Origin of the sequence: Methylophilus sp. UBA6697, from assembly GCF_002454655.1 — a bacterium.
In the GTDB taxonomy this organism is placed as follows: Bacteria; Pseudomonadota; Gammaproteobacteria; order Burkholderiales; family Methylophilaceae; genus Methylophilus.
Genome location: NZ_DKJH01000024.1, coordinates 1 through 24,475 on the forward strand (window position 1 = coordinate 1; position 24,475 = coordinate 24,475).

General features: G+C 52.6%; 21 protein-coding genes and 2 pseudogenes. 11 read left to right on the plus strand and 12 right to left on the minus strand.

Annotated elements, in window-relative coordinates; all coding sequences use genetic code 11:
- From B3355_RS07330 to B3355_RS07350, 5 genes and pseudogenes are all read left to right on the plus strand, one after another.
- Positions 1-257, plus strand: a pseudogene (locus tag B3355_RS07330) (carbon starvation protein A); the annotation flags it as partial.
- A gap of 9 nt (positions 258-266) precedes the next feature.
- Positions 267-461 (plus strand): YbdD/YjiX family protein, encoded by a 195-nt coding sequence (locus tag B3355_RS07335; RefSeq protein ID WP_292782095.1) that lies wholly within the window; start codon positions 267-269, stop codon positions 459-461.
- 111 nt (positions 462-572) lie between these two features.
- Positions 573-2,412, plus strand: a pseudogene (gene ilvD / locus B3355_RS07340) (dihydroxy-acid dehydratase).
- Positions 2,412-3,347 (plus strand): D-hexose-6-phosphate mutarotase, encoded by a 936-nt coding sequence (locus tag B3355_RS07345; RefSeq protein WP_019881264.1) that lies wholly within the window; start codon positions 2,412-2,414, stop codon positions 3,345-3,347. The pseudogene ilvD and the gene B3355_RS07345 overlap by 1 nt, the downstream one beginning before the upstream one ends.
- Positions 3,348-3,551: 204 nt before the next feature.
- Positions 3,552-3,875: a c-type cytochrome gene (locus tag B3355_RS07350; RefSeq protein WP_019881265.1), complete on the plus strand. Its 324-nt coding sequence runs from the start codon at positions 3,552-3,554 to the stop codon at positions 3,873-3,875.
- Positions 3,876-3,934: 59 nt separating this feature from the next.
- Here the strand turns inward: B3355_RS07350 and B3355_RS07355 are convergent, their stop codons facing one another.
- From B3355_RS07355 to B3355_RS07390, 8 genes are all read right to left on the minus strand, one after another.
- Positions 3,935-5,332, minus strand: a complete 1,398-nt coding sequence (locus B3355_RS07355) for an amino acid permease (RefSeq protein WP_024929384.1) — start codon at positions 5,330-5,332, stop codon at positions 3,935-3,937.
- Positions 5,333-5,400: 68 nt separating this feature from the next.
- Positions 5,401-6,705, minus strand: a complete 1,305-nt coding sequence (locus tag B3355_RS07360) for a M18 family aminopeptidase (RefSeq protein WP_292782102.1) — start codon at positions 6,703-6,705, stop codon at positions 5,401-5,403.
- A gap of 2 nt (positions 6,706-6,707) precedes the next feature.
- Positions 6,708-7,622, minus strand: coding sequence for an oxygen-dependent coproporphyrinogen oxidase (gene hemF, locus B3355_RS07365; protein ID WP_292782105.1), 915 nt, complete (start codon positions 7,620-7,622; stop codon positions 6,708-6,710).
- A gap of 21 nt (positions 7,623-7,643) precedes the next feature.
- Positions 7,644-8,912 carry a phosphoribosylamine--glycine ligase gene (gene purD, locus B3355_RS07370; protein WP_292782108.1) on the minus strand — a complete coding sequence of 423 codons (1,269 nt, stop codon included), beginning with the start codon at positions 8,910-8,912 and terminating at the stop codon, positions 7,644-7,646.
- Between the two features lie 106 nt (positions 8,913-9,018).
- The gene (gene purH / locus B3355_RS07375) at positions 9,019-10,623 is read right to left on the minus strand and encodes a bifunctional phosphoribosylaminoimidazolecarboxamide formyltransferase/IMP cyclohydrolase (protein ID WP_292782111.1); all 1,605 of its coding nucleotides are present in this window, start codon (positions 10,621-10,623) and stop codon (positions 9,019-9,021) included.
- A 76-nt stretch (positions 10,624-10,699) separates the two neighbouring features.
- A complete protein-coding gene (locus tag B3355_RS07380) occupies positions 10,700-10,936 on the minus strand; it encodes a helix-turn-helix domain-containing protein (RefSeq protein ID WP_019881273.1) in 237 nt (78 codons plus the stop codon).
- Positions 10,936-11,964, minus strand: a complete 1,029-nt coding sequence (gene dusB / locus B3355_RS07385) for a tRNA dihydrouridine synthase DusB (protein WP_019881274.1) — start codon at positions 11,962-11,964, stop codon at positions 10,936-10,938. Before dusB ends, B3355_RS07380 begins: the two co-directional genes overlap by 1 nt.
- Before the next feature lie 80 nt (positions 11,965-12,044).
- Positions 12,045-12,671, minus strand: coding sequence for a TetR family transcriptional regulator (locus B3355_RS07390; RefSeq protein ID WP_024929389.1), 627 nt, complete (start codon positions 12,669-12,671; stop codon positions 12,045-12,047).
- 198 nt (positions 12,672-12,869) lie between these two features.
- Between B3355_RS07390 and B3355_RS07395 the strand changes: the two genes are divergently transcribed.
- The 5 genes from B3355_RS07395 to lgt all read left to right on the plus strand — a co-directional run bounded on the left by B3355_RS07395 (position 12,870) and on the right by lgt (position 20,958).
- Positions 12,870-14,036, plus strand: a complete 1,167-nt coding sequence (locus B3355_RS07395; protein WP_292782119.1) for an efflux RND transporter periplasmic adaptor subunit — start codon at positions 12,870-12,872, stop codon at positions 14,034-14,036.
- A gap of 102 nt (positions 14,037-14,138) precedes the next feature.
- The gene (locus B3355_RS07400) at positions 14,139-17,273 is read left to right on the plus strand and encodes an efflux RND transporter permease subunit (RefSeq protein WP_019881279.1); all 3,135 of its coding nucleotides are present in this window, start codon (positions 14,139-14,141) and stop codon (positions 17,271-17,273) included.
- Between the two features lie 8 nt (positions 17,274-17,281).
- A complete protein-coding gene (locus tag B3355_RS07405) occupies positions 17,282-18,733 on the plus strand; it encodes an efflux transporter outer membrane subunit (RefSeq protein WP_036298557.1) in 1,452 nt (483 codons plus the stop codon).
- Between the two features lie 113 nt (positions 18,734-18,846).
- Complete coding sequence (locus B3355_RS07410; protein ID WP_292782126.1) at positions 18,847-20,121, plus strand: MFS transporter; 1,275 nt, start codon at positions 18,847-18,849, stop codon at positions 20,119-20,121.
- 45 nt (positions 20,122-20,166) lie between these two features.
- On the plus strand, positions 20,167-20,958 hold the full coding sequence (gene lgt / locus B3355_RS07415; RefSeq protein ID WP_292782129.1) for a prolipoprotein diacylglyceryl transferase: 792 nt from the start codon (positions 20,167-20,169) through the stop codon (positions 20,956-20,958).
- Here the strand turns inward: lgt and B3355_RS07420 are convergent.
- Both B3355_RS07420 and B3355_RS07425 read right to left on the minus strand, forming a co-directional pair.
- A complete protein-coding gene (locus B3355_RS07420) occupies positions 20,955-21,233 on the minus strand; it encodes a YkgJ family cysteine cluster protein (protein WP_292782132.1) in 279 nt (92 codons plus the stop codon). The genes lgt and B3355_RS07420 overlap by 4 nt on opposite strands.
- A 6-nt stretch (positions 21,234-21,239) precedes the next feature.
- Entirely contained in the window at positions 21,240-21,980 is a 741-nt protein-coding gene (locus B3355_RS07425) for a competence/damage-inducible protein A (protein ID WP_292782135.1), read from the minus strand.
- A gap of 193 nt (positions 21,981-22,173) precedes the next feature.
- Here B3355_RS07425 and B3355_RS07430 point away from each other — a divergent pair, with 193 nt between their 5' ends.
- Positions 22,174-23,850 (plus strand): MHYT domain-containing protein, encoded by a 1,677-nt coding sequence (locus B3355_RS07430; RefSeq protein ID WP_292782138.1) that lies wholly within the window; start codon positions 22,174-22,176, stop codon positions 23,848-23,850.
- Between the two features lie 20 nt (positions 23,851-23,870).
- Here B3355_RS07430 and B3355_RS07435 read toward each other — a convergent pair whose 3' ends face one another.
- Entirely contained in the window at positions 23,871-24,110 is a 240-nt protein-coding gene (locus B3355_RS07435) for a GlsB/YeaQ/YmgE family stress response membrane protein (protein ID WP_019881289.1), read from the minus strand.
- 121 nt (positions 24,111-24,231) lie between these two features.
- Positions 24,232-24,450 carry a hypothetical protein gene (locus B3355_RS07440; protein WP_024929395.1) on the minus strand — a complete coding sequence of 73 codons (219 nt, stop codon included), beginning with the start codon at positions 24,448-24,450 and terminating at the stop codon, positions 24,232-24,234.
- Between the last annotated feature and the right edge of the window lie 25 nt (positions 24,451-24,475).

Genomic DNA, 24,475 nt, shown 5'->3' on the forward strand with positions numbered 1-24,475 from the left:
ATATCCGCGTTGGCTTTTTTGCGGCAGCAAATGATTTGTCGCAAAAACTGGCTGGCGGCGTTTTGCCGCCAGAAAAAGCCGCTGTGGCACCACAATTAATTTTTAACCAGCAACTGGATGCCTGGTTAACATTATTTTTTGTCGCCATGTTATGGGTCGTTGTGCTGGATATGGCCAGGATGAGTCGTCGCTATTTTGCCGGACAGCCGGTCAGGCCGTCGAGTGAGGTGGCTTATGTTGCCTCGCGCTTGGTTTAAGGAGGCGAAATGCGTGCGTATTGGTTAAAGCAAGTCTGGCAGCGGATACGCCAGCTCTCTGGGGATGATGCTTATGAGCGTTATCTGGCCCATTATGCAGACACGCACGCCGGGCAGCCAGAGGCACATGCCCCGCTTTCACGTGCTGAATTCTTCAAGCAGTGGCAAGACCAAAAGTGGACCGGGATTAAGCGCTGCTGCTAGCAGTGCATAAGGCATCGCTTGTTCACCTGAATGTAACAAACCTGTTTCAGGCGCGCATGCGGCTGCGGATTCAGTTAAAATAAGATTTTAACGACAATCCTAGTGTTTCTCATGCCTAAATACCGTTCTCACACGACCACGCAAGGTCGTAACATGGCTGGTGCTCGCGCGTTGTGGCGTGCCACCGGTATGAAAGATGAAGACTTCTCCAAGCCGATTATTGCGGTGGCCAACTCGTTCACGCAATTTGTGCCAGGTCATGTCCATTTAAAAGATATGGGCCAACTGGTCGCCCGTGAGATTGAGAAGGCGGGCGGGGTTGCCAAAGAATTTAATACCATTGCCGTGGATGACGGTATTGCCATGGGCCATAGCGGCATGCTGTATAGCTTGCCTAGCCGTGACCTGATTGCTGACAGCGTGGAATACATGGTCAANNCTGGTGTGCATCTCCAACTGCGACAAGATCACCCCCGGCATGCTGATGGCGGCACTACGCTTGAATATCCCGGTAGTGTTCGTGTCTGGCGGCCCGATGGAAGCTGGTAAAGTGAACTGGCAGGGCAATGTGCGCAAGCTGGACCTGGTCGATGCCATGGTAGAAGCGGCTGATAGCCATGTCAGCGATGCTGAAGTGGCTGAGATTGAGCGCTCTGCCTGTCCTACCTGTGGTTCCTGTTCTGGTATGTTTACCGCTAACTCCATGAACTGCCTGACCGAGGCGCTGGGCTTAAGCTTGCCAGGTAACGGTTCTACGCTGGCGACGCATGCTGCACGCAAACAATTATTTTTGCAGGCAGGCCGCCTGATTGTAGAACTGGCCAAGCGCCATTACGAGCAAGATGATTACAGCGTATTGCCGCGTAGCATTGCGACCATGCAGGCGTTTGAAAATGCCATGAGCCTGGATGTGGCCATGGGCGGTTCAACCAATACTGTGCTGCATTTGCTGGCCGCTGCGCATGAAGCGGGTGTGGATTTCACCATGAAAGACATAGACCGTATTTCACGCCAGGTGCCTTGCGTGTCTAAAGTTGCCCCGGCAACCAGCAAGTATCATATGGAGGATGTGCATCGTGCCGGTGGTGTGATGGGCATTTTGGCGGAACTCAATCGTGCCGGTGTCATCCATACTGATGTGCCAACCGTTCATAGTCCTAGTATGGGCGATGCGCTGGCCAAATGGGATATCGTCACCACGCAAGATGAAGAAGTGAAAAAGTTTTTCCGTGCTGCACCCGGTGGCGTTGCGACCACGATTGCCTTTAGCCAGAGTATGTTATGGCCTGAGCTGGATGATGACCGCGAAAATGGTTGCATCCGTAACAAAGCGCATGCTTACTCACAAGATGGTGGTTTGGCCGTGCTCTACGGCAATATTGCGCTGGATGGCTGTATTGTCAAAACGGCAGGTGTGGATGACAGCATTCTTAAATTTAACGGCCGCGCCCGTGTGTTCGAGAGTCAGGATGCGGCGGTAGAAAGCATTTTGAATGATGAAATCGTCGCCGGTGATGTGGTGGTGATTCGTTATGAAGGTCCACGCGGTGGCCCTGGCATGCAAGAGATGCTGTACCCCACTTCATACCTGAAATCCAAAGGCCTGGGCAAAGCTTGTGCCTTGCTCACGGATGGCCGTTTTTCAGGCGGAACCTCCGGTTTGAGTATTGGCCATGCGTCGCCGGAAGCGGCCGAAGGTGGTGCGATTGGCCTGGTGCAAGAAGGCGATGCCATCGAAATCGATATCCCTAACCGGACGATACACCTGGTGATTAGTGACGAGGAAATGGCACATCGCCGCGGCCAGATGGATGCCAAAGGCCGGGATGCCTGGAAGCCATTGAATCGTGAGCGTGTTGTTTCGCCAGCTTTGCGTGCCTATGCCGCCATGAGTACCAGCGCTGCCAAAGGTGCGGTGCGTGATGTAGCGCAGATTGAGAGAGGGAAGTAATGAGCGACGAATGTAGTATCCTGGCCAACAGTATGGAAATGACCAAGCGCATGACTTTGCACGCGCATGTCACCCAATGGCAGGACGAAAATGGTTTGCAGTATCTGGAAATTGATAACCCGCTGGCGACCGGCAAGATTGCCTTGCAAGGCGCGCATGTCATGCAGTGGCAACCCAAGTTCCTGGCCAATCCGGTGTTATGGCTCTCCAGCAATGCGCGCTATGTCAAAGGTCGTTCCATTCGTGGTGGTACACCTATCTGCTGGCCATGGTTTGGCGCACACCCCACTGACAGCACGCTGTGTCCGCACGGCTTTGCGCGCGTGATTCCCTGGCGCGTAATGGATATTGACGCGACGCCTACCGGTGCCACGCGCATTATTCTCGAAATGCAGCAAACCCCAGAAGCCCAGCGTCAACTGTCTTACCCCTATGAACTGACCTTGACGATCACTATCGGTCGCCGTTTGCGTATTGACCTGGCCACCACCAACCTGGCGGAACATCCGTTTGTGATCAGTGAAGCATTTCACACTTACTTTAATGTCAGCGATTTATCGAACGTTAAAATCACTGGCATGCAAGACCTGGTCTACCTGGATAAGTTACTCAAGTACGAGCGCAACGTGGAGCACAATGCACTGACATTTGACGGTAAAGAGTATGACCGTGTCTATGTGCATCACAGTTCTGATTGTGCCATTCACGACAGCGGCTTTAACCGTATTATCCATGTCTCTAAATCTGGCAGTGATACCACCGTCGTGTGGAATCCGGGCGCCGAAAAAGCCGGCGCCATGGGCGATATGGGTGTCGGCGAAGAGTGGCGTAAAACCATTTGTGTGGAAACGACCAACGCCATGGACAACATGGTGGTGATTAACCCGGGACGTAAGCATGTCCTTAGTGCGGAATACTCGATCGAGACCTTGTAACGTTATTGTGACGCGTGTCAACCGTAGCGTTGCACGTGCGTTTTTAGCTTGTTGGCAAAACGCCAAACCGGTTGAAATTATGTGAATCACCGTTGGTTTTAACGGTTTTTCTATTGTAGATTTTGTCTGGTCAGGTAATATGCCACATGCATGAGAATTGCATTACGGGGTTCTATTTGTTTAGAGGATATTCAAGGAGATCGCATGAAAGTTTTATTATCCGCAATCGCAGCAGCGACTTTGTTGATGGCAGGTTCAGCACACGCTGTTGACGCCGCTGCAGCTAAAGCACTGGCACAAAAAAGTGGTTGCCTGGCATGTCATAGTGTTGATGCCAAAGTATTAGGCCCTGCATACAAAGATGTTGCAGCAAAATACAAAGGCGACAAAACGGCTGAAGCCAAGCTGATTGAAAAAGTGAAAAAAGGTGGTGCTGGTGTTTGGGGTAATATCCCTATGCCTGCAAACAGCCCACAAGTGAAAGACGAAGACATCAAAACCATCGTTGATTGGGTGTTGTCTCTGTAATTCCAGCCTTGCTGTGATACGAAAAAGCCGACTGATTAGTCGGCTTTTTTTATTGCTGTTTATGCACGTAACTTGCTATGTCTCAGCGAGTAAACAAAGTAAAAAATCACACCGATGACGGCCCAGGAGATAAAGCGGTGCCAGGTCTCTGCCGGTAAAAAGGACATCAGTGCCGCGCACGAGATAATGCCGCCGACCGGAATCAGTGGGTTAAACGGATTCTTAAACGGGCGTGCAAGTTCGGGGTGAGTTTTGCGTAAGCGCATGACACCAAAGCACACCATGATAAAACTGGCCAGGGTGCCAATATTGACGGTTTCGGCCAGCTCCCCCAGTGGAATAAAGCCAGCGACGATAGAGACGACGATACCGCACATCAGGATGATTTTGCTGGGGGTTTGGCGTTCGGGGTTCACTGCTGAAAACACAGGTGAAATCAAACCGTCGCGGCTCATGGCAAATAAAATGCGGGTCAGGCCATAGAGCAGCACCAGCAATACAGTAATAAGCCCGGCCAGTACGCCAGTGGCGACCAGTGTCGATGACCAGGTATAACCTAGCTTGGTCAGCGCGTAAGCTACCGGAGAAGACGTGTTGAGCTCGGTATAGGGAATCACGCCGGTGAGTGTGCCAGACACAATGATATAAATGATGGTGCAAAAAGTCAGCGAAGCAATCAGGCCGATAGGCAAGTCGCGTTGTGGTTGCTGGCATTCTTCGGCGGCAGTAGACACGGCATCAAAGCCAAAATAGGCAAAAAATACCAGCGAGGCGCCGGCCAGTACACCAATATTCTTGCCATTGTCTAAGGTTTCAAACCAGCCGAATGGCATAAATGGTTGCCAGTTGGCGGTGCTGATATGGCCAACAGATAAGGCCAGGAAAATGGCAATGGTGGAAAGTTTGATTATCACCATGATGTTGTTGGCGCGGGCGCTTTCCTTGACGCCGACCATGAGCAGCAAGGTCAATATCCAGATAATGGCAAAGGCGGGCAGGTTGATCGAGCCGCCAAGGATGGGCGCTTTGGTAAGGTGCTCTGGCATTTGCCAGCCGAGGTTACTCAAGGTGTTTACAAAATAACCCGACCAGCCATTGGCCACCGCAGCGGCACCGACGCCGTATTCAAGCAACAGCATCCAGCCCATCATCCAGGCGGCAAACTCACCAAATGCCACATAACTATAGCCATAGGCGCTGCCAGAGCCACCTATGGACGACGATAGCTCGGCATAAGAGAGGGCAGCAAAGCCCGCAGCGATGGCGGCAATAATGAAGGATAGTACAACGGCAGGGCCTGATTGCGTGGCGGCGGCAATGCCGGTGAGTACGAAGATGCCGGTGCCGATGGCACCGCCTATGCCTAGTAAGGCCAGGTCAAAGGCGGTTAAACATTTTTTCAGGCCGGTGTGCGCATGTGGTTGGATTGGTTTTTTGCGCAATAATTGTTCTAACATTGATTGATTCTCCCCTTATCCGCCTAGGGTAAAGCAATCGTTGTACCAGCGTCAATGCTGGTGAGAAATTAGCTGGCGTAATGTTGCTGCAATGTGGCAATCATATAGCGATGGTCAAGCACGCCTGCGCTTTCGCGGATGCTGTGCATGGCCCACATCGGATTGCCGACATCCACTGTGGCAATGCCCAGTTGTGCCGCCATGATGGGGCCTATGGTGCTGCCGCAACCCAAGTCAGTGCGGTGTGCATATTGCTGGTGCGGCACCTGTGCTTGCTCACATAGCTGGATAAAGCGCGCAGCAGTGACGGCATTGGTGCTGTAGCGCTGGTTGGCGTTGGTTTTGATCACCGGCCCTTGATTGATGTGTACATGATGGCAAGGCTCGTAGCTGCCAGCATGATTCGGGTGAAACGCATGCGCCATATCGGCACTGATGAAGAAACTATTGGCAAAACTGCGGAGCTGGTCCTCTTGTGTCAGTCCTGAGCATAAACAAATACGGTTGATCACATCCAGCAAAAAGCTGCCACCGGCGCCGGTGGCGCTTTCTGAGCCGACCTCTTCGTGGTCGAACAGGGCGCAAATCGTCGTGGACTGTGGTGTTTCGTTGCTAATCAGCGCCTCAAGTGCGGCGTGGCAGGAGGCCAGGTTATCCAGTTGACTATTGGCGATAAATTCTTGGTCTATGCCCCAGAAACTGCCGCGCTGGGTATCATAGAGTGCGAGGTCCCACCCGGCGATGGCCTCTGCTGGTATGGCCAGTTTGCCCGCGAGGGTTTCAGTCAGTAATTGTTTTGCTGCGGCAGTATTTGCCGCATGGCCAAAGATCAACGGCAGGCCGGTTTGCTTGTTAAGCGCCAGGCCTTTTTCATTGACTTCGCGGTTCATGTGTATTGCCAGGTTAGGCAGGCGTGCGAGCGGTTGGTCCAGCCTGACCAATCGGGTGTCCAGGCCTTCAGCGGTACGTATCACGACGCGCCCGGCCAGGCTTAAATCACGGTCGGTAAACGTGGCCAAAATAGGCCCGCCATAGACCTCTACCCCTAATTGTGCCGCGCCTTCGGTGCTATAAGCTGCCTGCGGTTTGAGGCGCAAGCCGGGGGAGTCAGTATGCGCGCCAACGATGCGAAAACCGCTGTCTGCAATCGCTTGCTGGCCGAGCGTAAAGGCAATGATGGAGCCGCCATCACGTATGACAAAATATTTTCCACTGGCCTGAAACTGCCAGGATTCGCTCTCGTGCAGCGGTGTAAAGCCATGCGCTTTGAGTTGATTGGCTACCGTGTCTACGGCGTGCCAGGGGCTGGGGCTGTGATCAATAAAGTCCAGCAGGGCTTGCGCTTGTTGTCTGGCTTCTATTGAAACTTGCATGTTTACACCCAGTCTTTCTCAATCAAAAAGTCGCTATACAATTTGGCTTCTGCGCTATTGGCTTCCGGCTTCCAGTCGTAGCGCCATTTCACAATCGGCGGCATAGACAGCAGGATAGATTCAGTACGGCCATTCGATTGCAAGCCAAAAATGGTGCCACGGTCAAAAATCAGGTTAAATTCGACATAACGGCCACGGCGATAGGCCTGGAAATCGCGTTCGCGCTCACCATACGGCGTATCTTTGCGGCGTTGCACAATCGGCAGGTAGGCGTTCACAAAAGCATCGCCTATTGCACGTTGCAAGGCAAAACTCTTGTCAAATCCCAGCTCACTGAAATCATCAAAAAATACGCCGCCGACGCCGCGCGGTTCTTTGCGGTGCTTGAGGAAGAAGTAGCTATCGCATTCTTTTTTGAATTTGGCATAGTAGTCTGCGCCAAACGGTGCCAACGCTTCTTTATTCACGCGGTGAAAGTGGATGCAGTCATCCTCAAAGCCATAGTAAGGCGTGAGGTCCATGCCGCCGCCAAACCACCAGATATCCTGTTCGCCTGCCTGTTGCGCTTTGGCGACAAAAAAGCGTACGTTCATATGCACTGTCGGCACATAGGGATTGTGCGGATGAAACACCAGGGAGACGCCCATGGCCTCCCACGGGCGGCCAGCTGCTTCCGGGTGCGCGACGCTGGCGGCCGGGGGTAATTTATTGCCTAGCACATGTGAAAAACCAACGCCGGCGCGTTCAAAGACATTGCCACCTTCTAGCAGGCAAGAGTTGCCGCCACCGCCTTCTGGCCGTTGCCAGCTGTCCTGCAAAAAGTTTTTGCCATCAACGAGTTCTACGGCGTCTACAATGCGTGCTTGCAAGCCTTGCAGGAAATCAAAAACGGCTTGAGGCTGGATCTGGTCTGTCATGGTCGTGAGCTCTAATGGCGCTTAGTTCTTGATGGCGCGGTAGCCAATGTCCTTGCGGTATTGCGCGCCGTCGAACTTGATTTTCTCCAGCACTTTATACGCTTGCTGCTGCGCAGATTTTACGGTTTCGCCCAATGCGGTCACACACAATACGCGCCCACCACTGGTGACGACCTTGCCATCTTTGAGTGTGGTGCCAGCGTGGAACACATGGCCGTCTTGCACGTCTTTTGGCAGACCAGTAATTTCGTCGCCCAGTCTTGGTGTGTCAGGGTAGTGTGCACTCGCCATGACGACACCTAAGGCAAAACGCCAGTCCCATTCGGCTTTGGCCTGGTCCAGTGTGCCATCCACAGCATGTTCGGCCAGTTCCACCAGGTCTGATTTCAGGCGCATCATGATCGGTTGTGTTTCCGGATCCCCCATGCGGCAATTGAATTCCAGTGTTTTGACTTCGCCGCTGGGGCTGATCATCAAACCGGCATACAAGAAACCGGTATAGGGAATGCCGTCTTTTGCCATGCCTTCTACCGTAGGCACAATGATTTCGCGCATGGCTTTGGCGTGAATCTCTGGTGTCACTACTGGCGCTGGCGAGTAAGCGCCCATGCCGCCGGTGTTCGGACCCAGGTCAGCATCCAGCAGGCGTTTGTGATCCTGGCTGGTGGCCAAAGGCAGGATGTTTTTGCCATCGACCATGACCATAAAGCTGGCTTCTTCGCCGGTTAAAAACTCTTCAATCACGACGCGCGCGCCTGCATCGCCGAGCTTGTTGTCTGACAACATGGCATCCACCGCGGTATGCGCTTCTTCCAGTGTCATGGCAACCACGACGCCTTTGCCGGCAGCCAGGCCATCGGCCTTGATCACAATCGGTGCGCCGTTGGCGTCGATATAGGCATGCGCCTGGGTTGCATCGCTAAAAGTCTGGTATTTGGCGGTTGGGATGTTGTGGCGCACCATAAACGCCTTGGCGAAGTCTTTGGAGCTTTCCAGTTGTGCTGCCGCTTTGGTCGGGCCAAAAATTTTTAAATCCGCCGCGCGGAAAGCATCGACCACCCCTTGTGACAATGGTGCTTCCGGGCCAACGATGGTGAGCGCGATTTGCTCGTCTTCGGCAAACTTCACCAGTTCGTCAATTTTGGTGATGGGCACATTGACCATATCCGGGTTGGTGGCCGTGCCAGCGTTACCAGGCGCCACATACACACGGCTGACCTCTTTGTTTTGTGTCACTTTCCATGCCAGTGCGTGCTCACGACCGCCAGAACCAATCACTAAAATTTTCATTTTGTATTACCTAATTGAGTTTGAGCCACAGAGGACACAGAGACCACAGAGGAAAACATGATTAAAGAAGTTCTCTGTGATCTCTGAGCCCTCTGTGGCTATAGAATTAATGTCTAAAGTGGCGAATACCAGTCACTACCATGGCCAAGCCACGTTCGTCAGCAGCGGCAATGACTTCTTCGTCGCGCATGCTGCCGCCTGGATGAATGACGCAGCTGGCACCCGCGTCGGCCAGCACATCGACGCCGTCACGGAACGGGAAGAAGGCATCTGAAGCGACCACGGAACCTTGCAGGCTCAGGCCTGCATTTTGTGCCTTGATGGCGGCGATCTTGGTGCTGTCGACACGGCTCATCTGGCCAGCGCCCACGCCCAAGGTCATGCCATTGCCAGAGAAAACGATGGCGTTGGATTTCACATATTTGGCCACATTCCAGGCAAACAGCAGGTCTTGCAGTTGTGCCGGGGTCGGTTGCAGCTTGGTGACGATTTTGATATCGGCCAGTTGTAAATCGTGATTGTCGGCAGATTGCAGCAGAATGCCGGAGCCTACGCGTTTGGAGTCTACCGCGTTGCGGCCCTGTTCCCAGGCAGTATTGCCGCCTTGCGGTAAAGCAATTTTCAACACGCGCACATTGGCTTTGGCCGTGAAAATGGCCAGCGCTTCTGGTGTAAAGTCCGGTGCGATCAGTACTTCTACAAACTGTTTAGACACGGCTTCGGCGGCTGCACCATCCAGCGTACTGTTAAAGGCGATAATGCCACCAAAGGCCGAGGTCGGGTCAGTTTTGAAAGCCTTGCTATAGGCTTCCAGCGCGTTCGCGCCCAATGCCACGCCACATGGGTTGGCATGTTTCACAATCACGCAAGCCGGGCCAGTGAAGGATTTTACGGCTTCCCAGGCGGCATCAGCATCGGCGATATTGTTATAACTGAGCTCTTTGCCTTGTAACTGTTGCGCGGTGGCCAGGCTGCCCGGTGCCGGGTACAAGTCACGGTAGAACGCCGCTTGCTGGTGGCTGTTTTCACCGTAACGCAGATCCTGCACTTTGACAAAATTGCTGTTCATCTGGCCAGGGAACTGGCTCAACACTGGCTTGCCAGCGGATTCTGTTTCAGTAAAGTCGATGGCGGACAGATAGTTGCTGATCGCTGCGTCATATTGTGCAATGCGGTTAAACGCAGCCACAGACAATTGAAAGCGTGTTGCTTTGGAGACGGCACCGTTATTGGCTTTCAGCTCATTGACGACTTCAGCGTATTGCGCCGCATCGGTCAACACCGCCACGTCATTCCAGTTTTTAGCCGCGGAGCGCACCATGGCCGGGCCGCCGATATCGATGTTTTCAATCGCATCTTCTAATGTGCAGTTGGCTTTGGCAACGGTCGCTTCAAACGGATACAGGTTCACCGCCAGCAGATCGATATTCTCAATGCCATATTGCTGCATGGCCGCTACATGTTCAGGCAAATCGCGACGACCCAGTAAACCACCGTGTACTTTCGGGTGCAAGGTTTTGACGCGGCCATCCAGCATTTCCGGGAAGCCGGTAAAGTCACTGACTTCCTTCACGGGGATATTGTTGTCACGGAACAGTTTGGCGGTGCCGCCAGTAGAAAGGATTTCTACACCAAGCTGGTGCAGGGATTGTGCCAGTTCAAGCACACCGGTTTTATCGGAAACACTGATAAGCGCGCGTTTAATCGTCATAATGAATTTGAGTGGAATTGCGTGATAAAGAAAATGAAAAGGCCTGATGATGAAATGTCATCAGGCCCGGTGTAGTTTATTCCAGACCGTAGGCGGCCATTTTTTTTCTCAGGGTATTGCGGTTAATGCCCATCATGTCTGCAGCTTTACTCTGGTTGCCGCCGACCTTGTTTAATACGTATTCCAGCATGGGTTTTTCGACACAACCCAGAACCATGTCGTAGATGGCATGCGGCGGTTGCCCATCGAGATGCGTGAAATAGTCGTCCAGTGACTCGCGCACAGCGAGACTCAATTTACTATCGTTTTGCATTATGCTGCCAACTCCTCATCACCGTTCTCCTCGTTGTCGACATAGACCAGTCGGTCATTCTTCGCTTTGAGTTCGGCAAAAAAGTCGTTAATAGCTTGTAATTGTAATTCTATGGTTTGCAGCGTATTCATGTTGTGGCGGAAAGCAGCCGAGCCTGACAAGCCTTTGGTGTACCAGGAAATATGCTTGCGGGCGACGCGCATGCCGGTGAGGTCGCCGTAGAAGTCATACAGGTCATGCAAATGCTCCAGCATCACCTGGTGAATTTCATCTACAGTGGGTGCCAGCATATGTTCGCCGGTGTTCAGGAAATGCTCTGTTTCACGGAAAATCCATGGACGGCCTTGTGCGGCGCGGCCAATCATCACCGCATCGGCTTTGGTGTAGTCGAGCACAAATTTGGCTTTTTCTGGCGTGGTGATGTCACCGTTAGCAATCAATGGAATGTTGATTGCCTGTTTGACGGCAGCAATCGTATCGTATTCTGCGTCGCCATGATAAAGATCGTTACGGGTGCGGCCATGAATAGTTAGTGCCTGCACGCCAAGATCCTCGGCCATTCTGGCAATCTGGATCGCGTTTTTGTTTTGTCTGTCCCAGCCGGTGCGGATTTTGAGGGTCACCGGTACATCAACGGCATTGACCACCGCCCTGAGAATTTGTGAGACCAATGGCTCATCACGCAGCAGGGCAGAACCTGCCATCACGTTACAGATTTTTTTGGCCGGACAGCCCATATTGATGTCGATGATTTGCGCGCCATTGTCGACGTTGTGTCTGGCGGCTTCGGCCATCATGGCTGGTTCGGCGCCTGCAATCTGTACTGAAATCGGGCTGACTTCGCCTTCGTGGTTGGCGCGGCGTTTGGTTTTTTCACTGCCATACAATAAGGAGTTGGATGTGACCATCTCCGACACGGCCAATCCGGCGCCCATTTTTTTGCACAGCATACGGAAAGGCCTGTCGGTCACGCCCGCCATGGGTGCGACAACCAGATTGTTTTTCAGTATGTGTGGGCCGATTTGCATGTGATTGATAAATCAGTGAAAAGACCGACTATTTTAACTGCAAATCGCGGATCAGGGAATCCGTAAACAGGAATTTTTGCTTATTTTTTACGCAGCTTGATATGTGTGTCTATGAGTTGCAAGGCGTGGTCACGAAATAAAGTGCCTTCGGTGTCTTTCACCCACATATGCAGCAGGCCGGAGAAGAACAGGTGCGAGTCCATGGCAAGTTCGGCGGCGGTCAGCTGAATGCCGACCTGGCCAATTTCCTGGGCTTTGGCATAAGCCTGTTCCATTTTGTGCACCAGTCCGCTACAGTTACTTAAAATTGATTTCAATACATCGGCAAACTCATCGACATATTCGCATTTGGTCATCATGACTTCATAGGTCGCACGCGTGGTTGGGTCGTCGTCCAGAATGAGAATGGTGCTTGCCATATATTTGCGGATACGGCCCAGCGGGTCGCTATTGGCTTCCTCGCTATTGCCGAGCAGGGTATCGTCCATGCGGTCGATCAGGGGGAGGTAGACCTCTTCGCGCATCGCGTGAAACAGTTCAGCTTTATTTTGAAAGTGCCAGTAGACGGCGCCCCGTGTCACGCTGGCGTGTGTGGCAATTTGTTCCAGGCTGGTGCGACTGACGCCCTTTTGCAGGAACATTTCTCGTGCAGCATCAATAATGCGCTGGCGGGTGATTGCGGCATCCTCTTTGGTTTTACGTACCATAAGTTTCTATCGCTCTTTCATATTCATTAAAGTTTCTTGTAGGTTGTGTATTTTACCAGTTGTGACCGCTGACTCGTTTTTGGCAGCTTGTACGGCAAATTTTTTGCAAAACCCATTTACATACATTCGTGTTTGTATATAATATACATCCAAGATTGTATGTAATCAAGTCTATTTTAAAAATTTTTAGAGGATAACATGTTGATTTCACAGACTATCCAGCCTCGTCGTACGCTGCTTGTGCTTGCTTTGGGCGTTGTACTGAGTGCTTGCGGAAAATCATCCAACGAACAAACCCCTGCGGCGGGCGGCATGCCAGCCATGCCAGTGACTGCACAAACAGTCACGGCAGAAACGGTACCGGTGCAAACCGAGGTCGTGGCGCAAACCGAGGGTGCCAAACAAATTGAAGTCCGTCCACGTGTGGGCGGTATTGTCTTGAAACGTTTGTATCAAGAAGGGGAGTCGGTCAAAGCCGGTCAGGATATGTTCCTGATTGACCCTGTACCTTTCCAACTACAAGTTGAACAAGCCAGGGCGCTGATTGCACAGCAAAAAGCCCGTATCGAACAAACTGCACGTGAAGCGCTGCGTTTAAAAGGTTTGCTGGAAACTAAATCCATCAGCCAGCGTGAATATGATAACGCGGCTTCTGATAACACCGTCGCTTCTGCGACCTTGTTGCAATATCAGGCGCAACTGCGTGAGGCGGAGTTAAACCTGTCATACACCCATGTTAAAGCACCTGAAAGTGGTATAGCGGGTCGTTTTGTATTATCCGAAGGTGCGCTGGTGAATGCGAATACCAGTTTGCTCAGTACCATCGTGCAAGTGTCGCCAATTTGGGTGCGTTTCAGTTTGTCTGAGTCTGACTTGCTGGCATTGGGCGGCCATTTGAGCCCGGGCCGTGTGCAAGATGTGAGACTGATTCTGGCTGACAACAGCGAGTATTCACAATCAGGCAAAATTAACTTTTCTGCCAGCCAGATCGATCCGGCATTAGGCACGCAACAACTGCGGGCCGAGTTCCAGAACCCTGACCGTGCATTGTTGCCAGGGCAGTTTGTCCGCGTGCGTTTGATCACAGGCAAGCGCGATGGCGTCTTCCTGATTCCGCAAACAGCGGTGCTGACTGGTCAACAAGGTAAATTTATCTTTGTGGCCGAAAAAGACAAGGAAGGCAAAACCGTCGCGGCTGTGCGTCCTATCGTGGCGGGTGGCTGGTTCAATGATCGCTGGATCGTACTCGATGGCTTGAAAGCTGGTGACCAGGTGATTGTTGATAACCTGATCAAAGTCCGTCCGGGTGCACCTGTGGCGCCGCATGCGGCAGATGCTGCACCTGCCGCGCCAGCTAAAAGCTAATTTGGTCATAGCCTTATTTGCTAAATGCTTAGTTTGTTTTTGATTTAATCATGTTATCTGGGGCCTGAGTTCAATATTCAGGCCCGTCTCAGGGAAAACGATATGACCCGATTTTTTATCACACGGCCGATTTTTGCCAGCGTGCTGTCTATCATCATCGTGTTGGCAGGGTTGGCAGCGGCATTTAAATTGCCGATTGCGCAATATCCGCAAATTGCGCCGCCAACTGTGCTGATTACGGCCAGCTATCCTGGTGCCAGTGCTGAAACACTGTCTAAAACCGTGGCAGCACCGATTGAAGAGCAGTTAAGCGGGGTGGAAAACCTGCTGTACTTTAACTCCAGTTCTGACAGCAGCGGTACTTTAACCATTACCGCCACGTTTGATATTGGCACCAATGTTGACCAGGCGACTTTTAACGTCAGCAACCGCGTTAACATTGCTTTGCCGCGTTTGCCGGAAGATGTACGCCGGACCGGTGTCGTGGTGCAAAAGCGCTCCAACGATATTCTGTTGGTGGTGATGCTGATCTCCAAGAAAAAAGAACATGACCGTTTGTTCTTGAGTAACTACGCCACGCTGAATGTGCTGGATGAGTTCAAGCGCATCAAAGGTGTGGGTGATGTCACTATTTTTGGTGGCCAGGATTACTCCATGCGCGTCTGGTTACGTCCTGACCGTATGGCGCAGCTGGGTGTGTCTACCAGTGATATTTCTGCCGCGATTGGCGCACAAAACGCGCAGTATGCTGCCGGTAAAATTGGTGCCGAACCTGCCACGCCGAATCAGCAGTTGGCGTTTACGGTAACAGCCAAAGGGCGCTTAATTGAGCCTGAAGAGTTTGGTAATATTATTATCCGTGCGCAAGGTCCTAACGGCGTCCTGCGCCTGAAGGATGTGGCGCGTATTGAGCTGGGCGCACAAACCTATAACGTGGCTTCTGCATTGAATGGGCAGCCTGGTGTAGCGTTACCTATCTTCTTGCAAAGCGGCGCCAATGCGCTGGAAACTGCCGAAGCCATCAAGGCCAAAGTGGACGAACTGAAGCTGAAGTTTCCGGAAGGCATGGATTACAACATTCCTTACGATACCAGTGACTTTGTGAAAGCCACTATCAAGGAAGTGTTTCATACCTTTGGTGAAGCACTGATCCTGGTGGTGCTGGTGGTGTTCCTGTTCCTGCAGAGCTGGCGCGCGACCTTGATCCCGATGATTGCCGTGCCAATTTCGATTGTGGGTACGTTTGCCGGCCTGTATCTGTTTGGATTCTCAATCAATCTGCTGACGCTGTTTGCCATGATTCTGGCGATTGGTATCGTGGTGGATGATGCGATTGTGGTGCTGGAAAACACCGAACGCTTGATGAAGGAAGAAAACCTCAATCCTTTACATGCGGCGATCAAGTCTATCGCCCAGGTACAAGCGGCGGTGGTGGCGATTGTGCTGGTGTTGTGTGCGGTATTCGTGCCGGTAGCTTTCCAGGGCGGTATCGCCGGTGAGTTGTATCGCCAGTTTGCGGTCACGGTGGCTATTTCTGTGGTGATTTCAGGCGTAGTAGCGTTGACGCTGACGCCAGCTCTGTGCGCCATGATTTTGAAGAATGGTCACCATGAAAATGCCTTCTTCAGGAAATTTAACCGTGGCTTTAGCCGCTTGACCAACCTGTACACCGGTACCGTTAACCTGACCCTGCATCACAAGATTATTGGTGCTGTGGTGTTCGGTGCCATGGTAGTGGTCATGATTTTCCTGTTCCGTGCAGTACCGGGTGGGTTTGTACCACCAGAGGATCAGGGCTATGTGATCAGTATCGTCGTGATGCCCGATGGCGCGACCTTGAAGCGTACGTCACAAACCACGGAAAACATCCGTGCGACTATCGCTAAAGATCCGGCAACGGCGCATGAGTTTGCGGTGAACGGCTTTGAATTGCTGACAGGCGCGAACAAAACCAATGCTGCGACCATGTTTGTGCGTATGACAGACTGGGATCAACGCACCACCAATGCTGACCAAATGGTGGGTAAATTGATTGGCATCGGCATGAGCCAGCCAGATGGCTTGAGCTTTGCCGTGAACCCGCCTGCGATTCGTGGCTTGGGTTCTGCCGGTGGTTTTGAAGTGTATGTACAAAGCCATGGCGATACCGATCCGATCAAGTTGGCGCAGGTCATGAATAACTTTATGGATGCGATGCGTGCGAGCCCGCAATTGACCGGTATTAACAGCTTCTTCCGGCCGACCGTGCCTCAGTTGTTTATTGAGGTCGATGAAGCCAAAGCGCTGTCACAAAACGTGAAAATTGCGGATATTTACGCCACCTTGCAAAGCACCATGGGTTCGCTCTACGTCAATGACTTTAACCGTAGTGGCCGTACCTATCGCGTGCAGTTGCAGGCGGAGGCTGAGTACCGCATGAAGCCGGAAGACTTGGGTAAAGTGTATGTGCGTAGCCAGCCAACCGCCGAAAATCCGGACGGCAATATGGTGCCTATGTCGGCATTGGCGAAGGTCAGCAATATTGTTGGTGCCGAGCAACTTGAACGCTACAACGGCCTGCTGTCTGCCAAAGTGTTTGGTAGCGGTGCCCCTGGTGTGAGCTCGGGTGATGCGATTAAACTGGTGGAAAAAATTGCCAAGGAAAACCTGCCGGATGGCTACCAGATTGCCTGGACTGGCCAAGCCTACCAGGAGAATCGTACTGGTTCCGCTGCGCTGGTGGCCTTTGCCTTCGCGACCATTATGGTATTCCTGATCCTGGCCGCGCAGTTTGAGACCTGGGCATTGCCATTGGCGGTGATTATGGCGATTCCATTTGCGATGACAGGTGCGTTGATTGCCGTGCTGACACGTGGCATGAACAACGATATCTACTTCCAGATTGGCTTGATTACCCTGATCGGCCTGGCGGCGAAAAACGCCATCCTGATTGTGGAGTTTGCGTCACAGAAAATGGAAGAAGGCATGCCGTTGGCTGAAGCAGCACTGGAAGCAGCCCGTCTGCGTTTCAGACCGATCGTGATGACATCGATGGCGTTTATGCTGGGGATTATCCCGCTGGTATTTGCGACCGGGGCAGGTGCGGCAGCCCGTCAGTCTATGGGTACTGGTGTGTTTGGCGGTATGTTGCTGGCAACGTTTATTGCCACCATCTTTATCCCGTTGTTCTTTACCTGGTTGACCAATGAGAAAAAGGTTCGTCACCATGGGCACATTGTAGAAGAGGAATCGGTATGAAACCGACAATGAAAATTGCATTAAAACCGTTACAGCGATCATTGCTGCTGGGGTTGTTGACCTTGTCCATGACCGGTTGCCAGATGCTGGGTGATTTGTATTCGCGTCCGGCACCGCAGTTGCCAGACCAATATGGCGCTGCGGGTGCTGACGCACTCAGTACCGAGCAGCAACTGGCGTTGCAGCAATGGTGGACACTGTTTAATGACAGCCAGTTAAACCAGCTAGTAGACACTGCGCTGGCCAAAAACAATAACGTGCAACTGGCTGTAGCACGCATTGAAGAGGCTGATGCGCAAATGCGTGAAATCGGCGGTAACTTGTTGCCTACTGTCACCGCAACAGGTTCTGGTTTACGTAACCGTGTCACCGAATCCGGTGTGTTCCCGGTGTTTGGCAACAACCCGCGTAAAACCTACAAAGTCGGTTTGAACGGCAGTTATGAGCTGGACCTGTGGGGCAAACTGCGCCGTGCCAATGAAGCTGCGCGTGCGCAACTGCTGGCAACGCGTTATGCCAAAGAGGCGGTGACTTGGTCATTGTCCAGCCTGGTGGCTAATCATTACCTGATGATACGCAGTTTGGATGCGCAATTGCTGGTCAATACGCAAAACCTGAAAACCGCACAGGACAGCCTGGATCTGGCCAAACGTCGGGTTGAAGGTGGCGTGTCTACCATTCTGGACGCACATCAGGCGGAGCTGGTCGTCACCACGCTGCAAACGCAGACGCTGGAATTGAAGCGTTTGCGCGCTTTGAGTGAGCATCAGATTGGTTTGCTGACCAATGATCTTGGCCTGAAAATCGCGGCGGGTGACCTGATGGCGATGCCAACCCCACCAGTCGCGCCAACCGGTCTGCCTTCAGCTCTGATGGAAGCACGTCCGGACGTGCGCCAGGCAGAGCAGGACATGGTGTCAGCCAATGCCAACATTGCCGTGGCACGCGCGGCGTTTTACCCAAGTATCTCGCTATCCACCACTTATGGTGGTGAAAGTATCGCGCTGAATAACTTGCTGAAATCGCCTGCACGCGTCTGGTCACTTGGTTTGGATATCAGCATGCCGATTTTCAACGGCGGCCGCTTGAATGCACGTCTGGATCAGGCGACAGCGCAGCAAAAGCAAGTGCTGGCAACTTATCAGAACACCTTGCAAACCGCGTTTACCGAAGTCAGCGACGCACTGGTGAATGCACAACAATACCGTGAGCAAGAAGCCTTGGCAGAGTCTAAGGAAAAAACCACTGGCAATATTCTGCGCGTGGCGAAAAACCGCTATGAGGCAGGCTATACCAGCTACCTGGAAGTGCTGGATGCACAGCGTAACCATAATGAGGCTACGCAGGCTGTGGTGCAGAGCCGCCAGAATACGCTGACCGCGTCGGTGGACCTGTTCAAGGCACTGGGTGGTGGCTGGAAACCGGAAAGTGTCACTGCCGAGGCTGAGGCTAAGAAATAATGTCCTAAACAGTCATTCTTTGAGTATGTGTGAGCTAGCCGGGGTAACGAGAGATCGTTACCCCGGTTTTTTATTGGCTAGGCAAAACCTGGCGACAGCCTTAAGATGCCGGCATGACGACACCTTCATTAAAGCATATCGCCTTTGCCAGCTTTATCGGCACCGCCATCGAGTTTTATGATTTTTATATTTATGCCATGGCCACTGCGCTGGTGATCGGGCAGGTATTTTTTCCTGCCAGTGATCCGGCCATACAATCCCTGAATGCGCTGCTCACTTTTGGCCTGGCTTTTATTGCGCGGCCGGTAGGGGCATTATTGTTTGGTCACTTTGGCGACCGTATTGGCCGTAAGTCGACACTGGCCGCTTCATTGCTGGTAATGGGGAGCGCCACTTTTTTGATTGGTTTGCTACCAGGCTATGCCAGCTGGGGCGTCTGGGCGCCAGTCGTGCTTTGCTTGCTCAGGTTCGCACAAGGTATCGGCCTGGGGGGCGAGTGGGCGGGGGCGGCCTTACTGGCCACCGAGTATGCGCCTGCAAACAAGCGTGGTTGGTATGGCATGTTTCCGCAACTGGGGCCGTCGATCGGTTTTCTGCTGGCAACGCTGACATTTCTAGCCCTGAGTCTTGGCCTGAGCGAAGCCCAGTTTGAACAATGGGGTTGGCGTGTGCCGTTTATCATCAGTGCGGCGCTGGTGATGGTGGGCTTATATGTCAGGTTTAAATTGGCTGAAACGCCGGTATTTGCACAGGCGCAGTCCGCACAGCATTTACACCGCTGGCCGTTGAAAGCCTTGTTGCTGCAACATGGGCGTGCCATTGTATTGGGGGCGCTGGCCATGGGCGTGTGTTATCACCTGTTTTACACGGCAACGGTGTTTTGCCTGAGCTATGGCACACAGACCCTGCATATCGCGCGGCCAGTGTTTTTGGGTTTGTTATGCGTGGCCGTCATCGGCATGGCACTGGCGACACCGCTTGCGGCCTGGTGGGCAGACCGTGTTGGCAGGCGCCCGGTGCTAATGTGTGGGCAAGTACTGGCACTGTTGCTGGGCTTTGCACTGGCGCCATTGTTGGGGAGCGGCGACTGGTTATGGATATTGCTGTTTTTATTCTCAGCATTGTTTTTGATGGGGGTGACGTTCGCCCCTATGGGCGCGTTTTTGCCCGAGCAGTTCCCGGTGGCTGTGCGCTATAGCGGTGCCGGTCTGAGTTACCAGTTGGGCGGTATTTTAGGCGCGTCTTTTGCGCCAGCGATTGCGCAATCCCTGGTGCAGCAGGGAGGCTTACCCTGGGTGGGCGCCTATATGTCGCTGATGGCGCTTATCAGCCTGTTAGCGGTGTGGCGAATGGCATCGCCTGCGGCGCTGCAAGACGTCACTGCGTAGGCGTGGTGAGCAGGTATAATGCAGTTTTTTTCACGGTGATACGGCATGTTTACCCATCCGGGCTTTAACCCCATCGCATTGCAAATTGGCAGTTTCGGTATTCATTGGTATGGCCTGATGTACCTGGTCGGCTTTTTTGGCGGCTTGTGGCTGGGGCAATACCAGGTCAAGCGCTTGCGCAAGCTGGATCCGGCCTCCCCCTGGCAGGAGCGTGACCCGGACGATATGCTGTTTTATATTGCGCTGGGTGTGGTGTTTGGTGGTCGTTTGGGCTATGTGCTGTTTTATCAACCGGCTTATTTTCTGCAACATCCGCTAGAGATTTTTGCCTTGTGGCAGGGCGGTATGTCGTTTCACGGCGGCTTTATTGGCGTAATGGTGGCAATGGCGCTGTTTGCGCGCAAGCGTGGCGTGATTTGGTTGCAACTGATGGATTTTGTGGCGCCTTTAGTGCCGATTGGCCTTGGCGCCGGACGCCTGGGTAATTTTATCAATGCCGAGTTATGGGGGCGCCCGACCAATGCGGATTGGGGTATGGTGTTTCCGGCGGTGGACCAGGTGGCCCGCCATCCGTCGCAGTTGTATGAATTTGCGCTGGAAGGCATTGTGTTGTTCCTGGTGTTATGGACGTTCGCGGGTAAAAAACGCCCCATCGGCGCAATCTCTGCCTTGTTCCTGCTCTGTTATGGCAGCTTCCGTTTTATTGTCGAATTCACCCGTGAGCCGGACAGCTTTCTAGGGTTGCTGTCTCTGGGCCTGAGTATGGGGCAGTGGTTATGCGTGCCCATGATCCTGGTCGGGCTGGGCATGATGCGCTGGGCCTACCGTAAACCCTAATGGCCAGGCGTCTCTGGCTGGGTCGCCAATTCTAGTGCACTCAGCCAGCGTATGGCATATTCACGCGGCTGTTCGGCATCGCCGCACATTTCCAGGCTGGGTTGCAAGCCGCCACAAAAATCCGGGCGCTCGGGTTGACCAAACAGTTTGCACCTGAATAATTCGTCTAGTTGAATACAGGCGACGCCCGCCGGTTTGCCGTTCGGCATGCCGGGAATTGGACTGGTAATTGAGGGCGCAATACAACAGGCGCCACATTGAGGACGGCAATCCATGGCCGTTTAAACGTCTACCCAAGGGTAGCCGAGTGCCGATATCCCGGTTTTTAAATCCTGCATCGCCTGTTTGACCAAATCGCTTTCGCCTTTCATGCCAACTTCAGTGGTACGACGCTGGTTGGTGCGCGGCAAGCTGAACAGTTTCAGCGCCGGATAGCGGCTGAGCATGTCGTTCATCAAATCAATCAGGTCACTCTCACCCGCCTCAGTCACTACAATCGATTGTTCCAGATAGTCCGCTGTATGAAACAAGTGGCTGTAATAAGTCTCCAGCACCCATTCCACCATGGGGTGGGCCATTTCAGGAAAGCCCGGCACAAAGTAATGCTGATTCAGGCTGAATCCGGCCACGCGATTAATTGGGTTGGGAATCAGGTCGCAGCCTTGTGGAAAGTCGGCCATCAGCACCCGCTTAGGGTAAGCGCCTGCGCCATACTGCGCCTCGATATTGGCAACTGCGCCTGCATGACGCTCAATCGCCACGCCTGCGGCCGCGGCCGCACATTGTCGCGTATGGTCATCCGGCGTGGCGCCAATACCGCCAAAGCTGAATACGACATCACCGCGAGCCATACTGGCTTTGAGGTGACTGGTGATCTGGTCGGGGATATCGCCAATAAAATGCGCCCAACTCAATTGCAAACCGCGGGCTGACAGCAGCGAAATCACTTTGCCAAGATGCGCATCCTGACGTTTGCCAGACAGGATTTCATCGCCAATGATATAAATGCCGAACTGATTCATGGTTAATTTGCGTAAATGTGTTTTGAAAGTGTTTTTCAAGGTCATCATAATACCAGTGAGCGCTTTTAAATTTATGTCACTGTGATGCATACACACTAAATTCAATTAGCGCCAGCCGTGAGCGCTCAGGTACGGTAATCGATCCGCGCGCTCCACCCTGATAAAGTCACCATGCGTGATTGGATAACAGCAATTGACGAACTTTTTGTTTGAAGTTGTGAGTCCAGCAGGTTCTCTCATTCTGTCCCGTTACGAGGGATGGATGGTGGTGTTGTCTTATTTCATTGCTGCAATAGCTTCTATATTAGCCATGTACCTGGCTGACTTGGCCCCCCAATTCCAGTTAAGAAGAGATCAGAAAATTGCGCTATTGAGCGGTGCCACGGTATTAGGTGCGGCGGTCTGGAGCATGCACTTTCTCGGTATGCTGGCATTCGAGCTTTGCGTGACCGTTAAATACGATCCGCTCATCACTTTGCTCTCTATCTGGCCTGCTTTTGTCGCTTCCTGGGCTGCCATGCGCTGGATCTCACGCGCTGAAAAAGGCGTCAAGCATTTATGGTTAAGCGGCATGATTATTGGACTGGGGATTGGCATCATGCACTACAGCGGCATGTTGGCCATACGTACCGCCGCGACCATGACATTCAAACCATGGTGGGTCCTGATTTCTGTGGTGGCTGCCGTGTTGCTTGCGGTGCTTGCATTATGGTTTGGCCAGCAATGTGAACGATTGCAACGGCTGCGTGCCTGGCGTCATGTCGTCAGCGGGCTGGTGATGGGCGCGGCCATTACGATTATGCATTATATCGGGATGGCGGCTGCAGCATTCGTGGGGATCGCCGAGTTTGCCCGGCCCGTGCCGACGGTCGATCGCTGGTATTTGTCGACATTGGTGACATTGGGGACGATGATCTTGATCGGCGCCGCTATTGCGCAAAATATGCTTGCCAGGCAGCGCCAGCTTGCCCGCGATTTACAGTTCAAGGAACACCAAATGCGGGTCATCTTTCAAAATGCGATTGATGCCATTGTGATTACCGATGCCAAAGGGTTTATTAAAATGGTCAATCGCGCGTTTGAAGGCATGTTTGGCTACCAGGCACAGTTAATTATCGGTAAACATATCTCAAAAATGATTCCCGACTGGAAACAATTGAATGCCTATGCCAGAAAACGCAGGCAGCAAGATACTTCTGAAAAGGTTGTGGCGGAACGTCATGGATTTCATGCTGATGGCCATGAAATCCCGCTGAGGATTGCGCTGACGCGGGTCATGGAATATGAGTCGAATTTTTGCATCAGTTTTCTGATGGATATGACGGCGTTTCACACGCAGCAAAATGCGCTGGAAAAACTGCTGACAGAAGATCCGTTGACCGGATTGTTTAACCGGCGTGGCCTGCTAAGCCTGATGCGCGGTATTGCCAGTGGCGCCCATGCACACAACGTCAGCCGTGGCATGATCTTGCTGTTTCTGGATTTAGACGGCTTTAAGTCAGTCAATGATACGCTGGGGCATGCGGCAGGGGATGAAGTCTTGATTACGGTGTCGCAACGTATCCCAAAAGTATTACGTGAAGACGATATGGTGTGCCGGTTTGGGGGTGACGAGTTTGTGATTCTGCTCACATTTACTGACCATCCGCGCGTCCTGGCCACCAGGATTGCAGAGAAACTGATCGAATCCATTCAACAGCCGATCCGCTTTCAGTCCGGGCAGGAAATCACGGTGGGTTGCAGCATAGGTGTGGCATTTGCATGGCCACGGAAAAAAGAAGAGATTGAGGCCTTGCTTGAAAAGGCAGATGCCGCCATGTATCTGGCTAAAAAAGGTAATGCTGGAAAAGTAGTCTTTTCCAGCATTTAGTCTGGTACTGCGTGATGCGTCTAGGCGGACCTGAGCAAGCGTGAAATGAAAATGAGGAACACTGCACCGATGGTGGCCACGATAATACTACCCACCATGCCGCCGCTGGCACTGAGGCCAAGCAAGCCAAACAGCCAGCCGCCAACGACTGCACCGGCGATGCCCAAAATCAAATCCCAGATCAGGCCAAAACCATCGCCCTTCATAATCAAACCGGCCAACCAACCTGCAATAATGCCAACTACAATCGTCCAAAGCATGTGAATCTCCCTTGTTGTTGTGATGAAATCGTATGCTAACCAGAACTTCTGGTGTGATCTGTCAGCGGGCGCAGTAAACGTCTGTCAGAAAAGACTGGCAAACGTGGGTGATTGGCCAGCGTTATTTTTTCAGGCCAACCAGCACCATTGCCACACCGGCCACGAGGACGATGATGCTGAGTGCTTGCGGAATCTCGACATCTTTAGTGATTTCCGCACTGGCTTCTAACGAGCCGATTTTAGCCACGGTTTCTTTGCTCTCGTAACTAAAGCCTTTGAATACTAATCCGGCCGTGCCAAGTGCTATCAAAATAATACCGATCATAAGCGACGATTTCATCGCGGGTCCCCTGTGTGTGATGGAT

Coding starts and splice junctions, on each gene's coding strand:
- B3355_RS07335 (WP_292782095.1), top strand. CDS start 267: ATGCGTGCGTATTGGTTAAAGCAAGTCTGGCAGCGGATACGCCAGCTC.
- B3355_RS07345 (WP_019881264.1), top strand. CDS start 2,412: ATGAGCGACGAATGTAGTATCCTGGCCAACAGTATGGAAATGACCAAG.
- B3355_RS07350 (WP_019881265.1), top strand. CDS start 3,552: ATGAAAGTTTTATTATCCGCAATCGCAGCAGCGACTTTGTTGATGGCA.
- B3355_RS07355 (WP_024929384.1), bottom strand. CDS start 5,332: ATGTTAGAACAATTATTGCGCAAAAAACCAATCCAACCACATGCGCAC.
- B3355_RS07360 (WP_292782102.1), bottom strand. CDS start 6,705: ATGCAAGTTTCAATAGAAGCCAGACAACAAGCGCAAGCCCTGCTGGAC.
- hemF (WP_292782105.1), bottom strand. CDS start 7,622: ATGACAGACCAGATCCAGCCTCAAGCCGTTTTTGATTTCCTGCAAGGC.
- purD (WP_292782108.1), bottom strand. CDS start 8,912: ATGAAAATTTTAGTGATTGGTTCTGGCGGTCGTGAGCACGCACTGGCA.
- purH (WP_292782111.1), bottom strand. CDS start 10,623: ATGACGATTAAACGCGCGCTTATCAGTGTTTCCGATAAAACCGGTGTG.
- B3355_RS07380 (WP_019881273.1), bottom strand. CDS start 10,936: ATGCAAAACGATAGTAAATTGAGTCTCGCTGTGCGCGAGTCACTGGAC.
- dusB (WP_019881274.1), bottom strand. CDS start 11,964: ATGCAAATCGGCCCACACATACTGAAAAACAATCTGGTTGTCGCACCC.
- B3355_RS07390 (WP_024929389.1), bottom strand. CDS start 12,671: ATGGTACGTAAAACCAAAGAGGATGCCGCAATCACCCGCCAGCGCATT.
- B3355_RS07395 (WP_292782119.1), top strand. CDS start 12,870: ATGTTGATTTCACAGACTATCCAGCCTCGTCGTACGCTGCTTGTGCTT.
- B3355_RS07400 (WP_019881279.1), top strand. CDS start 14,139: ATGACCCGATTTTTTATCACACGGCCGATTTTTGCCAGCGTGCTGTCT.
- B3355_RS07405 (WP_036298557.1), top strand. CDS start 17,282: ATGAAAATTGCATTAAAACCGTTACAGCGATCATTGCTGCTGGGGTTG.
- B3355_RS07410 (WP_292782126.1), top strand. CDS start 18,847: ATGACGACACCTTCATTAAAGCATATCGCCTTTGCCAGCTTTATCGGC.
- lgt (WP_292782129.1), top strand. CDS start 20,167: ATGTTTACCCATCCGGGCTTTAACCCCATCGCATTGCAAATTGGCAGT.
- B3355_RS07420 (WP_292782132.1), bottom strand. CDS start 21,233: ATGGATTGCCGTCCTCAATGTGGCGCCTGTTGTATTGCGCCCTCAATT.
- B3355_RS07425 (WP_292782135.1), bottom strand. CDS start 21,980: ATGAATCAGTTCGGCATTTATATCATTGGCGATGAAATCCTGTCTGGC.
- B3355_RS07435 (WP_019881289.1), bottom strand. CDS start 24,110: ATGCTTTGGACGATTGTAGTTGGCATTATTGCAGGTTGGTTGGCCGGT.
- B3355_RS07440 (WP_024929395.1), bottom strand. CDS start 24,450: ATGAAATCGTCGCTTATGATCGGTATTATTTTGATAGCACTTGGCACG.